Raw genomic sequence first — 12,717 nt, 5'->3', positions numbered from 1 at the left:
GCTACCAGGGACTACTCGCCCTAGCCTTCGGCTATCCATGGCTCGCAGCGATCGATGTCACGCATTACTTATACGTCTTTCACCTGATCAACGTTGGGACATTCTACAAGGATTAGATGTGGCTCCGATGGATTTCTTTTGTCTAGATTAATTAAGAATCATCAAAAAGGTTACTATAGTGGCGATTTCTACAAATATGGTGATCACGACATATTAACAACGATGGTGTTGCTACCCGAACTATATTTTAATGAATTAAATCAACATATTGAAGCATTAGAAACAACTTCGGATGCAAATGCATTTAAACTGGCAAATGCATTGCGTGTTTTGCGAGTTGATTTGGAACAAGATGTAGCCAGACAAGAAGCAAATCAAAAATCACCGGCAGAAATACAACCCAGTCAGACGATGCAAACGCTCAGAGAAACCATTTTAATGGTAAAATCAGTACGATCTATGCCTGCTTCAGAAGCAATGGAGGCTATAAGCCGTTATGAGCAATACTGCTCTTCTAAGTCGAGTGTGCTTCCGAAGGTAATTGAAACTGTTCTTTTTGCGGCAATTGGATTCGTAGCTGGTGCAGTAATAGGTCTACTTATCGGCGCTAGCATGGGGTTAGGTGCACTATCGCTAACAGCAGTTGTAGGTGCGGCTTTATCTGGTTCCTTAATAAGTGCAGGTCTGCCATCAATAAGCGATACCAAGTCTGTTCTAAGTAAACATAGTCTATTCAGACCTCAATTAGAACTTGATGAAGAAAATGTGATTCAATCAGCTCATGAATATAAGGGACAGCAGTAGAAGCAAGAAGTGACACCCTGAACATATTCATCTATAAGGACTTTAAACATATGATTAATAAGGTCGTATAGAATCAGTATCATGCAATACAACCTGGTTAGGTGCTTTTTAAAAGCAGTCAAAATTAATTACCGTAAATGTCCCTCCAAAGGGAACGGTTGCCAATAAAGGAATATCCAATTTAGATTTCAAGGTTTGAATATTCTCCTCAAGTGCCAACATGTCTTTATCCAGGCAATTGGCAATCCATCCCGCACAACTCAATTTGTTTGATTTTAAAACCAGTGACGTCAACAATGCATGATTAATACAGCCAAGTTTCATTCCGACCACTAAAATAATCGGTATTTCCGTACATTTGAGAAAATCAAGCCAGGTCTCCTCTTCATTCAAAGGAACCATTAATCCCCCCGCTCCTTCAATAAAAAGGGTATCCGTTTGCGGCAACTCCAGACGGGTACAATATTGTGCCAGCTCATCGGCGCTCAGATGCGTACCATCTTGTTTGGCAGCAATATGAGGAGAAACAGGTAATTTAAACCTCCAGGGATTAATTTGCTGCATGGTTAGTGTGCTGGTGTGCATCAATTCTTGTGCATCAGAGCTAATCAACTCACCATCTATAAAAGTACACCCACTGGCCACGGGTTTAATTGCAGCGGAATTGGGAACAAATTCAGTCAATTTTCGGGTAACATACGTTTTACCACAATCGGTATCGGTGCCTGTTATAAAATATCTTTTCATTGGATAAACTCTAAAAACTCATCAACAAATAACTCTGTATGCGATAAAAAGGGCATATGAGCTGCTTTGCTAAACAATACATATTTGAAATCAGGATAAACAGATTGCATAAAATTCATGGTTTTTACCGGTGTTATGGGATCTAAGCGTCCAAACATAAAACAAGTAGGAATTTTAAGTTCCGCTAAGTCCCTTCTGAGATCCCAATCATCCAAAATTCTTAAACCTGAATCCAATCCCTCTTTAGAAGGCATGGAGAATGCAGGTAATTGAAGTGTTTTTTTATTCACCTGTAACTGGATAAACTCCTGCAAAGTTTTACTAATATCTCGCACCAGATTTTCGTAAAAGGCGACAAAAACCTCTCTGGGCACTCCTGGCCACTCAGTATCAGAAATGAATCTTGGTGATGAGGCAATATTGATCAGTTTTATTATTCTGTTCTGTTCTTCAATTGCCAGTCGAGTGGCAAATAAACCACCCATAGACCAGCCTGCAACAATAAATTGTTCAGGCAAGCTTGCTAATAGATTCTCCTTGAAATCATTCCATTCTTGCATAGGTGTTAAACCAAAACCTGGTAGATCAACAAGAAAAACCTGATAGGAATCAATGAAGTAAGGCACTAAGGACTGCCAAATCTGACCATCAAACCCCCAGCCATGAAAGAAAACTAAAGGTATTCCGGAGCCATAACTAGTTAAGTGTATTTTCATAAATTTGATGTAAGGTGTTGAATAAATTATTAATGTCTTCTTCTTGATGATTAAAATTTAAAATAATCCGCAAGCCCGTAGCTTTAACCGTTACGGTAGGAGAACGTACAGGAAAACAGCTGATGCCGTTTCGCTTAAGTTCCTGCGCATAAAACATCGCCAGATGAGGGCATCCTAACTGGAGTTGTTGTATTTGAGTAGAAGACTCCCCCCAACTTAAAGGCGAGCTTTTGATCAGGGTCTTAAAATAGCTAATTAATCGAGACAGTTTCAATCGCCTGTCGTCAGCCTGAAATACTACATGCAGAGTATTTAGTAACCCATAACTTAACGCGGGACTGATACCCGTCGAATAAATCATGGATCGCCCCGCTTGTAATAATCCATTTATCCATTCTTTATCTCCAGCAACAACAGCTCCTTGTGAGGCGAATGCTTTACCCAAAGGAATGACTCGTAAAGGGACCTCAGCCTGGGTTAAACCATAATGTACTGTAGCACCTTTGCCCTGAGGGCCGATAACGCCGAAAGAATGTGCTTCATCAACAAAAAGCCCTGCATTCTTGCCTGTACATAATTCTGAAATCAGCTTTAATGGTGCAATCTGCCCACTCATACTAAAAATTCCCTCGGTAAATAATACTGACGCAGATGGTACTGAATTTAATTTGAGCACCAAATCATCGACATCATTATGGTGATATCGTGTAAAACACACTTGAGATAAGGCTAAACCGTCATAAACCGAGGCATGCAATGCTTTATCGATAAGACAATGAGCTTTTATACGCCCAATCAAAGCAGTAATAGCTAAATTTGCGGCATAACCAGAAGAAAACAAAATACAGTCATCAACGGACAATAACTCAGAAAAAGCCCGTTCAACGGCTTGATGGTTAGGATGATATCCGCTGAGTAGCATTGAAGCGCCACTACCGCAGGGATATAATTTATAACCATTCTGATATGCTGTTGCAATGCGTTTGTCTGTAGTTAACGAAAGATAATCGTTACTATCAAAATGAGTCATATCGGATTCAGCAGGCAACGAAACCTGCCGAGCTCTCAATAAACCTTTTTGCTTTAATTGCTCTGTAAACTCTTTTATTCGAATATTTAGAGTCATTAAACCATCTCGGTTAGGCCCAATTTATTAAATAAAGTTTTATCTTTTACGCGCTGCGGATTGGCTTCTGTTAATAATTTATCACCAATAAATACAGAATTAGCACCAGCAAAAAAGCATAAAGCTTGCAGCTCATCACTCATTTCAGTTCGTCCAGCAGTAAGTCGAATGACACTTTGAGGCATAATCACTCTGGCAGTTGCAATGGTTCGAACTAATTCAATACCTTCTACAGGTTCTGCTTTCGCAAGTCGCGTTCCTTCGACAGGAATCAACCGATTAATAGGAACACTTTCCGGAGGAGTTTCCATATTGGCCAAAGTCAACAAAAACTCGATACGATCTTCGCGCGTCTCACCTAAGCCAAGAATTCCACCGCAACAGACATTGATCCCCGCTGCACGGACATGATTCAAAGTATCAAGACGATCACTGAATTTACGGCTGGTGACGACTTTTTCATAATAGGAGGGAGAAGTATCAATATTATGATTATAAAAATCCAGGCCAGCTTCTTTCAAGCTCTCTGCCTGCTCCTGATTGAGCATTCCCAAGGTCATACAGGTTTCTAAACCCATGGATTTAACGCCCTGTATCATTTCTTTTAATTCAGGCATTACTTTCTCAGGAGGACATCGCCATGCAGCTCCCATACAAAAACGTTTTGCACCACCCTCTTTAGCTTCTTGAGCACTTTTAAGTACTTCTGCAACAGACATCAACTTTTCTTTTTCCACATGGGTCTTTGCTAAACCACTTTGGGCACAGTAACCACAATCTTCCGGACATGCCCCCGTTTTAATACTTAGCAAGGTCGCGAACTGTAATGAATTTGAATCATGATATTGTCTGTGTAAGGTATGCGCTTTATACAGTAAATCATTAAATGGTTGTTGATAGATCTCTGATATCTCAGTTGTAGTCCAATTTTTCTTACCTTCAGCCACCACTATCCCCTTTTATTCATAATAGCGAACATGATAAAGTCACGCCAACACTTGTCAACCAAAATTTATAAAAATGGTCAACATGAATCAACTTATTGAAAAAGATTTAAAACATATTTGGCACCCTTGCTCCCAAATGAAGGATTTTGAAGCCTGCCCTCCTTTAGTGATTGAAAGAGCCGAAGGCAGCTATCTTTACACGGATAAGGGAAAACTCATCGACTCCATTTCAAGCTGGTGGTGTAAATCCTTAGGTCATGGGCACCCAGCAGTGATGAGTGCAATCAATATGCAAATGAATCGTTTTGAACATGTTATTGGTGCCAATACCACCCACCCACCGTTAGCCGAGCTGGGCGAGCATTTAGCTGAAATAACCGGAAACCAGCATGCATTTTTTGCCAGTGATGGAGCAAGTGCAGTAGAAATTGCAATGAAGCTAGCCATTCATGCAACACAAATTAAGGGACACAAAAATAAAAATCAATTTATTGCTCTTAAAAATGGATATCATGGGGAAACACTTGGAACCATGAGTGTTAGCGACCTTGGGCTTTATAAAGCACCTTATGAATCATTTGGAGTAACGTGTCATTTTATACAAAATATCCCTTATATATCGGATAAAACAGATCCCCTATGGGCTGATTGTAATGACTACTGGCATATCGTAGAGCAGCAACTGAATAAAGTGAGCGATCAAGTCTGTGCGCTTATTCTGGAACCTATCATCCAGGGAGCAGGAGGAATGCTCTGCTATAGTGCCGATTTTCTAAAAAAGCTTTCTGACTGGGCAAAAGCAAACGACATCTATCTGATAGCGGATGAAATTATGACGGGGATGGGACGTACGGGGAAATGGCTAGCATGTAATCATGCCAGCATAAACCCCGATCTTGTCTGCCTTTCCAAAGGACTCACCTCAGGTAGTCTCCCACTTAGTTGTGTCATGATTGACAGTAACATCTTTGATCTTTTTTATGCGGATTATAAATCAGGAAAATCCTTCTTACATTCGCATACTTATAGTGGAAACCCCTTGGCTGTCTGTGCTGCATTAGCTACAATTAAAACGATGTATGATGAACAGATAATAGATAAAACCCAACAACTCGGCGATGAAATGTTACGTAACATGCATCATATAGCTGAGCAATCAGGTAAGTTAAAGAACGTTCGTGGTTTAGGGGCAGTTGTTGCAGCAGACCTTATAGATATAGGTAAATACCGAATTGGTAATGAAATTTATCAACAAGCCTTAAAATATGGAGCCTTAATACGCCCTATTGGAAATACACTCTATTGGCTACCTCCGTTAAACACCGATCCGGAAATTATTGGGAATCTAGCCAAAATCACACTAAACTCAATAGAAGCTGGCTATTTAAATGCCCAGGAACATGACTAAGCTATTAAAAGCAATATTATTAATTATTATCAAACAATTCAAATTTTTCTGGATTTTGATTACTATAATCTTGCTTTCGTTCACATTGTACATCAATTGGACTTTAAGTCTTAACCGTTCTTATAATGAGTTATCTAACCTGGCCTCGACGATCAGCAATCATGTAGACGGTTTCGTTGAGGATTTATTTCAAGAAGTATATACATTGCCTATTTATGGCAAGAATCTTACAGACTGTAAATCAGGCTTATATCCCTATTTACAACATATAGTGCTTAATATTCCCAATATTGCGGCTTTATCTATTGTTGATAATAAAAAACAATTTATCTGTTCCACGCTGCCGGAAGATGAAACGATAATCTCAGCATCAACGAGAGCCCGGACTATCACAGGACCATTCAAATTATCAGTATTTGATGAATCTTTATTTCTCATTCAACAAAAAATGGGCAATTACCATATAGGTATTTTTGTAGTGAGCTCGATACTACAAAATGTGTTAAAAACCACGGATAAAGCAGCAGACTCTATTGCGCTATACAATAGCTCTGAAAAAAAGAACATTATCAGAATCGAAAAAAGTACAAGCCATAACAGATGGGTAGTAAGTAATAACCTCAATACTCAAACGCCACTGAATACCAATTTACTTTATTCCATTGATAAAACACAGAGTATAGATGGTGTAGGAATCGTGGTTTTTGAGAAAAAAAGCACCGTATTAAATAAATTATGGCAAAGTGAATTCCTGGCATCTCTTTTTATTTTATGCAGTTCGATTATCATGTATTTCCTATTTAAAAAGATCATCACTAATCGTTATTCATTACAGGGAGCATTAAAAGCAGCGATAAAAAATAATGAATTTTATCCAGAATACCAACCTCTGTATCATTGTGAAAAAGATAGATTAAGTGGTGTTGAAGTGCTGGTAAGATGGAAAGATAGTGAGGATCAACTCATTATGCCTGATCTATTTATTTCAGAAGCAGAAGCAAGTGGTTTGATTATCCCTATCACCCTGCAAATTGTAGAAATTTCTTTAAAAGAAATCGAATCGCTGTTGAAAGATGATCCTGATTTTCATCTTGCCTTCAATCTTTCAGCATGGCATTTTACTGATCCCGTTTTTTTCGATACATTTAATATTCTTATCAAACAATTTGCAGTAAACCCCAATCAAATACTGCTTGAAATTACTGAGAGAGAATTATTAGATAAAAACAACAGTATTTTTATTGGAACAATGCAAAAATTACGGTCAGAGGGATACTCTCTGGCAGTTGATGATTATGGAACAGGACACGCCAGTATCAGTTATTTACAGCACTTTCCGTTCAATTATTTGAAAATTGATAAACTGTTTATACAAGCGATAGGAACTAAAGCGATTACAGAATCGTTAAATGATGCAATCATTCAGATGGCTAAAGGATTAAACTTGATCATTATCGCAGAAGGCGTTGAAACTGAAGAGCAAGTTAACTATTTATCTGATAATGGAGTTCAATTGTTACAAGGTTGGTATTTTTCAAAAGCAGTATCAATTGAAAAGCTACTAACGCTTCTAAAGGGAGAAAAAGAATGAAACCTATTATTTTTTATTGTCTTTTTATAGTACTGCCTGTCACAGGTTTTACTGCATCAGCAAACGAAGAAGGAAGTTATTGGCAATGCATTACTCGTGACAAAACTGATAGAGAATGGACAGCAAGGAATAGTTATCAGAAAGTTGCTATAAACATAGCTTTTGACGCATGCAAAAAAGAAAGTGAATTCCCTGCAAGCTGTAAGGCAGCAAAATCTGATTGCGAAGGGTTTTACAGAGGAATGAGTACCAAACCCTTATGGCGTTGCACCGCCCTGGATCAAACAGCTGAACCATGGTTCAGTAATTTTTATTCGCAACGCGACGATGCCGCTCTTGCAGCAAGAGCTTATTGCAGAGAAAACAGCACGGTACCCGATACCTGCTACATCAATATGGTTACCTGCAGGAATTTCAACGAGGGAGTACTTCTTCAATGATATATTGCGTAGGCCTAACAGGTAATATTGCCAGCGGTAAATCAACTGTTGCTAACTTATTTTCCGAATTGGGAATTAAAATAATTAATGCAGACCAGGTTTCGAGAGAACTCACAGCACCAAACACCATAGCCTACAAAGAAATTATTAGTCATTTTGGAACAAAAATAATTCTTGAAAATGGCGAATTAAACCGACGCCAACTAAGGGAACATATTTTTACAAATCCTGATGAGCGAGTTTGGTTGGAGCGGTTATTACACCCATTAATCAGGCAGGAACTTGAGCAACAAATACAATTATGCACTACGCCCTATTGCGTGGTTGAAATTCCTTTGTTAATTGATAAAAAAAATTACCCTTATCTTAATCGTATATTATTAGTAACTTCTTCGTTAGACATCCAAATAAAACGTGTAATGATGAGAGATCACTGTACTAAAGAACAAGCCTTGGCGATTATATCAGTACAACCGAATATTCGTGAACGTTTAAAATGTGCCGATGATGTGCTCGTTAATGACTCAAATCAGGATGAATTAAAAGAGGCGGTTAGCGAGCTACATTTTAAATATTTGAATAAATCAAATCCATGACAGTCCCATTAAGATGCGGCATCTTAATAGGCAAAACAAAATTATCCATTAGCTGAACTATTATTTAAGGTTTGGAGCCGTAGTACATTTAAAAATCGTTTGTTTTCAATAGCTTTTATGCTAGTCTAACACGATTCAATAATGCGATAATTCTACCTGATTCGGTAGTGTATTGAGTAGCCTCTATCTAATTTAACAACTACTCAAAAAGTCTAGCAAAACGAAATATACCCAATTTATTAAAAAATGCCTGGGCTGTTGACATTTAGTTAGTTTGAGCCAAAATAGAGCGATTTTAGAGCGTCGGAACGCTGAAGTTCAGTTTGTTTTTGGAGCGAACGAATAGAAACCATCAACCGCCCCTAAATGCCCGGTGATGCTAAGGACGGCTTTATTATATGTATGACAACACAATTACCTTTCAACTGGCCACGCATTCTTTATCACGAATAGCCCTACGCTTGGAGTTTTTATTTAAAACAATAAATCAAGCATGCAGTGAATCTCATGAAGTCATTCATCGATTCGCATTAAAAAACATCATAGAAATAATCAATATCATCGAAAAACCTGAGCTAAAAAGTCGCTTTATTAAAGAGTTAATCAGAATTGAGCATGCTTTAAAAAAACCGGATTTTTTAAAGAATGATCAGTTATTCGATGATTTGGAAACGCAAATTCATAGACTAAACCACGTTTCGGGACGATTTAGTACTTCAATCCAGGATGACGAATTCTTAAGAACACTGAGACAAATCCATCACCCCAATACCAAAGAATGTGAATTTAACTCACCTCATTTAGTGTTATGGTTTGAATCAGAACCAGATATAAGACAAAAAACAATTACTCAATGGGTCAATTCGTTAAAGGATTTGGAGGACACTGTTTCTATTTATTTATCCTTATTACGGGAAGCAACTCATTATATTCCAATAACCGCAGTTAATGGTTTTTATCAACACAACATATCTCCAAGATCCGCAAATCATATGATTTTATTAAAAATGGATAAATCGATGGGGATTACTCCTAAATTACAATTAGGGCATCATAGTTTAACAATCAGGCTTTATGAATTAATAACTGCCCATGAAATTAGAGATAAATCAATTGATATGGAAATAGCATTCTGTCAAATCTAACAATCCGAAGTTATCAGAGAACGGCTTAAATGAAATTAATTACTTTAAATATTTGGGGAGGACATCTTAGAAATCAGCTCCTTAAGTTTATCCATAACAATCGAGATACCGATATTTTTTGTTTACAAGAGGTCTACTTCAATGCTCATCGCACTCTCAATAATAAGGAACGAGAAATAAGCCTCAATATTTTCGCTGATTTGCAAAAACTATTACCTCAGCATTATGCAATTTTTAAACCCGCAGTCGAAAATGTGTATGGTATTGCTCTTTTGATTAAAAACAATATAGACATCATTGGTGAAGGTGACATTAACATTCATCAGAAACAACACTATCCAGGAATAGGCCATAATCACGATAGAAATTTACAATGGATTGAATGTAAAATCGAAAATAAAATATATTCTGTATTGAATGTCCATGGTTTATGGAATGGGCAAGGGAAAAAAGATACACCTGAACGCATCACTCAATCACAACGCATTCGTCAATTCATGGATACCATCAATACCCCCAAGATTTTATGTGGTGATTTTAATTTAAGGCCGGATACAGAAAGCATTAAGATTTTAGAACAAGGTATGATAAATCTGGTTACTGCCTACAATATTCGCTCAACCAGAACGAGTTTTTATACCAAAGAAGAAAAATATGCCGATTACATTTTAACCTCACCGGAAATCACCATTAACCAGTTCAAAGTAATGAATGATGAAGTATCCGATCATGCCCCTCTATTTCTGGATTTTAGTTAGACGCCAGGAATTAAACCCAAAACTGACCAATTTGAAATCACTAAGTCTCAAATATGAAAATATTGATGCTTATCAAGTAATTTGAGCATATAATTTGCCCAACAAATCAAAGAGGTGAACAGATGAGACTTACTTTCGAAGAATTTCAGACAATATTTGATAAAAATCAATTTGATGAAACCATCATTATTCGATTTGCCAAAGATAAAAATGATCAAACGATTAATAAAGAAATAAAGCTATACAGAGAAAATGATAAGTTTTATCACGAAGAAATTGAGTACATTGAAACAGAAAACACTAAGAAAATTCTTTCAGCAAAAAACAAATTATCAGAACGTTCTCTACAAGAAGAACATGCATACATAGCTACCTTTTTCAAAACATTAAATAAAACATCAGAACCCAAAACAACAGCCTGGGAAGACTTTACAAATTCTGATTCAAAATTAAAATGGCTAATACGATATTTCTTTTTGGATACCACTTTAATTGGAGGAGCAATTGGAAAGATTATCGCCTACTCAGCAAATAGCGAAAACAAACACTACCAAATTACCCCATCAATAGTTCTGGGTGAAACTTTAGGCCCGTTGATTTTCCCTGCTGGTTATAATAAGCCATCGATTGATCCGGTGAATCGACCAGGCATCATAACTATTGATAATATTATATATAAACAATACAGAGCCTTGAAGAATTATAACCCAATATACCAATCATCTAATGGAACCATTCAATTTGTAGAAAAACCGGTTTCAATGATGCTTCGTAATGAGAAAATCACTATTGAAACAACTGAAGCCTCAAATAAACTTGTTACGGAAAAGAATAAGGATGATCATCTTCGAGTTCTTTATTTCAGTGGTAATGGAGAGAGTTTTCAACAAAACTACCAACAAATCGCAGAGGATTTGTTAAGCTATACTAAAGATGATGTTCCAGTAACCTCAATTCAATTTAACTATCCAGGTGTATTAAATAGTGAAGGACAAGTAAAAATAGCCCAGGATCTCATTGATTCAGGCATTACGCAGGTACAATCATTACTGGATCAAGGAGTTCCTCACTCCAAAATAGTATTGCATGGCGTTTCCTTGGGAGGCAGTATTGCCAGCCATGTGGCAGCACATTTTCATAGGTTACCTAAAATTGATAATCCCAAGGAAAGACAAACTTTAGGTGGTTTATATGCATCGCGTACTTTTGCTTCGACCACTCAAGTCGGTAGAGATTACTTCAACCGTGCCTTAGGTGATAATTATTTTTCTCGCTTTATTAGCACGCTCTGCCTGCCGTTCATTAAGTTAGGAACATGGGGTTCTAATTGGGATTTAGATACCGGACATGCTTTTTTCAGTTTGCCTCGAGAAAAGAGAAATTATTCCGTCGTCATTTCTCCCGAAGCAAACAGAAGAGCTTATCGAGAACAACATAAAGGAACTTTTTTTGAGCAAATACTGGACTTTATTTTAGGGCGACAAAAAAATCCAGTAGATGATCCTGTTTTGGGCGCGGATTGCACGATTCTTGGGAAAAGCAATTTGAATCATTTTTAATAAAATGGGGATTTTACGGTCAAGAGGCACAAAAAAATTATTCGGCTGAAAACAGCTATCGCAAAATGATGGTTGTTGATTTTAAGAAAAACGAATTTGCTCCTGATTTAGATGGGCATTCGAAAGCTGACTATTGTTACAGAAAAGGTAAGCAATTAACAAATCCTACCCGGGCAGATCAAGCTATAGGTATAGTTCACCGAGCCCCACCAATTACTCTATTCAAAGAAGGCAAAATGGTCGATGCTTTATCTATACCAGGAAATGAAGCAGGAGAAGTGGCACGCCGTTCTATATTAGCCATGTCTGTATCCTAGACATATAATTACTGACAATACACCCACCGATGGCTTGCAGACTCAATGGAGGCTTGCCTCGGTGCATCAGTATAACACAATCCATACTGAACCTTATTCGGGCAATAGTGACAAAATATAAAATACGTTGACTACCTCTTATAGACAAGACCTGATTAGTATACTTAATCAGGCCTACAACGTGTTTATTTCTATAAGGCAGCACAGCCTCTACGCGTTTAGATGTACAAAGAATCAGAACAAGTAAGGTATAGTATTGATAACTTCCAAGCAGAAACCTTATGCTTTTTATACAATTATTCGAAAAAACTCGATAATAACCAGCCTCCTTGTTGTCCACGGTTTAAACTATTTTGCGGTTATTTTTTTGCGTGTTATTCTGGATAGTTAAGGCGAAGCAATCTATGCCCCACTGGATAATGTTAAAACTGATATAGCATAAGGACATGAAGATAAAGAGGGTTCATTTAAAAAGAGCGGTTCTTACCGCAGCAATCGGATTATTATTAAGTATAGCCAACACACGATAAATTGATTATTAGCAATGGCTCTGAAAAAGCTCA

At 37.4% G+C, this 12,717-nt stretch carries 13 protein-coding genes; 9 read left to right on the top strand and 4 right to left on the bottom strand.

Annotation, left to right across the window (positions count from 1 at the left end):
- Positions 1-138 precede the first annotated feature (138 nt).
- On the top strand, positions 139-804 hold the full coding sequence (locus Q0495_RS10735) for a glycine zipper family protein (protein ID WP_298625987.1): 666 nt from the start codon (positions 139-141) through the stop codon (positions 802-804).
- Positions 805-912: 108 nt separating this feature from the next.
- Here Q0495_RS10735 and bioD read toward each other — a convergent pair whose 3' ends face one another.
- Genes bioD through bioB form a run of 4 tightly spaced genes read right to left on the bottom strand, consistent with a single transcriptional unit; the run spans position 913 to position 4,340 of the window.
- Positions 913-1,551 (bottom strand): dethiobiotin synthase, encoded by a 639-nt coding sequence (gene bioD / locus Q0495_RS10730; protein ID WP_298625985.1) that lies wholly within the window; start codon positions 1,549-1,551, stop codon positions 913-915.
- A complete protein-coding gene (locus Q0495_RS10725) occupies positions 1,548-2,267 on the bottom strand; it encodes an alpha/beta fold hydrolase (protein ID WP_298625982.1) in 720 nt (239 codons plus the stop codon). Before Q0495_RS10725 ends, bioD begins: the two co-directional genes overlap by 4 nt.
- The gene (locus Q0495_RS10720; RefSeq protein WP_298625979.1) at positions 2,248-3,393 is read right to left on the bottom strand and encodes an aminotransferase class I/II-fold pyridoxal phosphate-dependent enzyme; all 1,146 of its coding nucleotides are present in this window, start codon (positions 3,391-3,393) and stop codon (positions 2,248-2,250) included. The genes Q0495_RS10725 and Q0495_RS10720 overlap by 20 nt, the downstream gene beginning before the upstream one ends.
- The gene (gene bioB, locus Q0495_RS10715) at positions 3,393-4,340 is read right to left on the bottom strand and encodes a biotin synthase BioB (protein WP_298625977.1); all 948 of its coding nucleotides are present in this window, start codon (positions 4,338-4,340) and stop codon (positions 3,393-3,395) included. The genes Q0495_RS10720 and bioB overlap by 1 nt, the downstream gene beginning before the upstream one ends.
- A 73-nt stretch (positions 4,341-4,413) precedes the next feature.
- Here bioB and bioA point away from each other — a divergent pair, with 73 nt between their 5' ends.
- From bioA to Q0495_RS10675, 8 genes are all read left to right on the top strand, one after another.
- Positions 4,414-5,748: an adenosylmethionine--8-amino-7-oxononanoate transaminase gene (bioA, locus tag Q0495_RS10710; protein WP_367274409.1), complete on the top strand. Its 1,335-nt coding sequence runs from the start codon at positions 4,414-4,416 to the stop codon at positions 5,746-5,748.
- The gene (locus Q0495_RS10705; protein ID WP_298625972.1) at positions 5,741-7,339 is read left to right on the top strand and encodes an EAL domain-containing protein; all 1,599 of its coding nucleotides are present in this window, start codon (positions 5,741-5,743) and stop codon (positions 7,337-7,339) included. Before bioA ends, Q0495_RS10705 begins: the two co-directional genes overlap by 8 nt.
- Positions 7,336-7,779: a hypothetical protein gene (locus Q0495_RS10700; RefSeq protein WP_298625970.1), complete on the top strand. Its 444-nt coding sequence runs from the start codon at positions 7,336-7,338 to the stop codon at positions 7,777-7,779. The genes Q0495_RS10705 and Q0495_RS10700 overlap by 4 nt, the downstream gene beginning before the upstream one ends.
- The gene (gene coaE, locus Q0495_RS10695) at positions 7,776-8,375 is read left to right on the top strand and encodes a dephospho-CoA kinase (protein ID WP_298625968.1); all 600 of its coding nucleotides are present in this window, start codon (positions 7,776-7,778) and stop codon (positions 8,373-8,375) included. Before Q0495_RS10700 ends, coaE begins: the two co-directional genes overlap by 4 nt.
- Positions 8,376-8,773: 398 nt before the next feature.
- Complete coding sequence (gene zapD, locus Q0495_RS10690) at positions 8,774-9,520, top strand: cell division protein ZapD (RefSeq protein ID WP_298625966.1); 747 nt, start codon at positions 8,774-8,776, stop codon at positions 9,518-9,520.
- Positions 9,521-9,549: 29 nt separating this feature from the next.
- On the top strand, positions 9,550-10,278 hold the full coding sequence (locus tag Q0495_RS10685; RefSeq protein ID WP_298625963.1) for an endonuclease/exonuclease/phosphatase family protein: 729 nt from the start codon (positions 9,550-9,552) through the stop codon (positions 10,276-10,278).
- 122 nt (positions 10,279-10,400) lie between these two features.
- A complete protein-coding gene (locus Q0495_RS10680) occupies positions 10,401-11,837 on the top strand; it encodes a hypothetical protein (protein WP_298625961.1) in 1,437 nt (478 codons plus the stop codon).
- The gene (locus tag Q0495_RS10675; protein WP_298625959.1) at positions 11,798-12,154 is read left to right on the top strand and encodes a hypothetical protein; all 357 of its coding nucleotides are present in this window, start codon (positions 11,798-11,800) and stop codon (positions 12,152-12,154) included. The genes Q0495_RS10680 and Q0495_RS10675 overlap by 40 nt, the downstream gene beginning before the upstream one ends.
- The last annotated feature ends 563 nt before the right edge of the window (positions 12,155-12,717 follow it).

This window comes from uncultured Legionella sp. (assembly GCF_937871865.1).
GTDB lineage: Bacteria > Pseudomonadota > Gammaproteobacteria > Legionellales > Legionellaceae > Legionella.
This window is presented reverse-complemented; position numbering and strand designations above follow the sequence as displayed.

Bases quoted from the DNA above. Each gene is read 5' to 3' on its own strand.
- zapD (WP_298625966.1), top strand. From the start codon at position 8,774: ATGTATGACAACACAATTACCTTTCAACTGGCCACGCATTCTTTATCA.
- Q0495_RS10700 (WP_298625970.1), top strand. From the start codon at position 7,336: ATGAAACCTATTATTTTTTATTGTCTTTTTATAGTACTGCCTGTCACA.
- Q0495_RS10685 (WP_298625963.1), top strand. From the start codon at position 9,550: ATGAAATTAATTACTTTAAATATTTGGGGAGGACATCTTAGAAATCAG.
- coaE (WP_298625968.1), top strand. From the start codon at position 7,776: ATGATATATTGCGTAGGCCTAACAGGTAATATTGCCAGCGGTAAATCA.
- bioD (WP_298625985.1), bottom strand. From the start codon at position 1,551: ATGAAAAGATATTTTATAACAGGCACCGATACCGATTGTGGTAAAACG.
- Q0495_RS10725 (WP_298625982.1), bottom strand. From the start codon at position 2,267: ATGAAAATACACTTAACTAGTTATGGCTCCGGAATACCTTTAGTTTTC.
- Q0495_RS10720 (WP_298625979.1), bottom strand. From the start codon at position 3,393: ATGACTCTAAATATTCGAATAAAAGAGTTTACAGAGCAATTAAAGCAA.
- Q0495_RS10680 (WP_298625961.1), top strand. From the start codon at position 10,401: ATGAGACTTACTTTCGAAGAATTTCAGACAATATTTGATAAAAATCAA.
- Q0495_RS10705 (WP_298625972.1), top strand. From the start codon at position 5,741: ATGACTAAGCTATTAAAAGCAATATTATTAATTATTATCAAACAATTC.
- bioA (WP_367274409.1), top strand. From the start codon at position 4,414: ATGGTCAACATGAATCAACTTATTGAAAAAGATTTAAAACATATTTGG.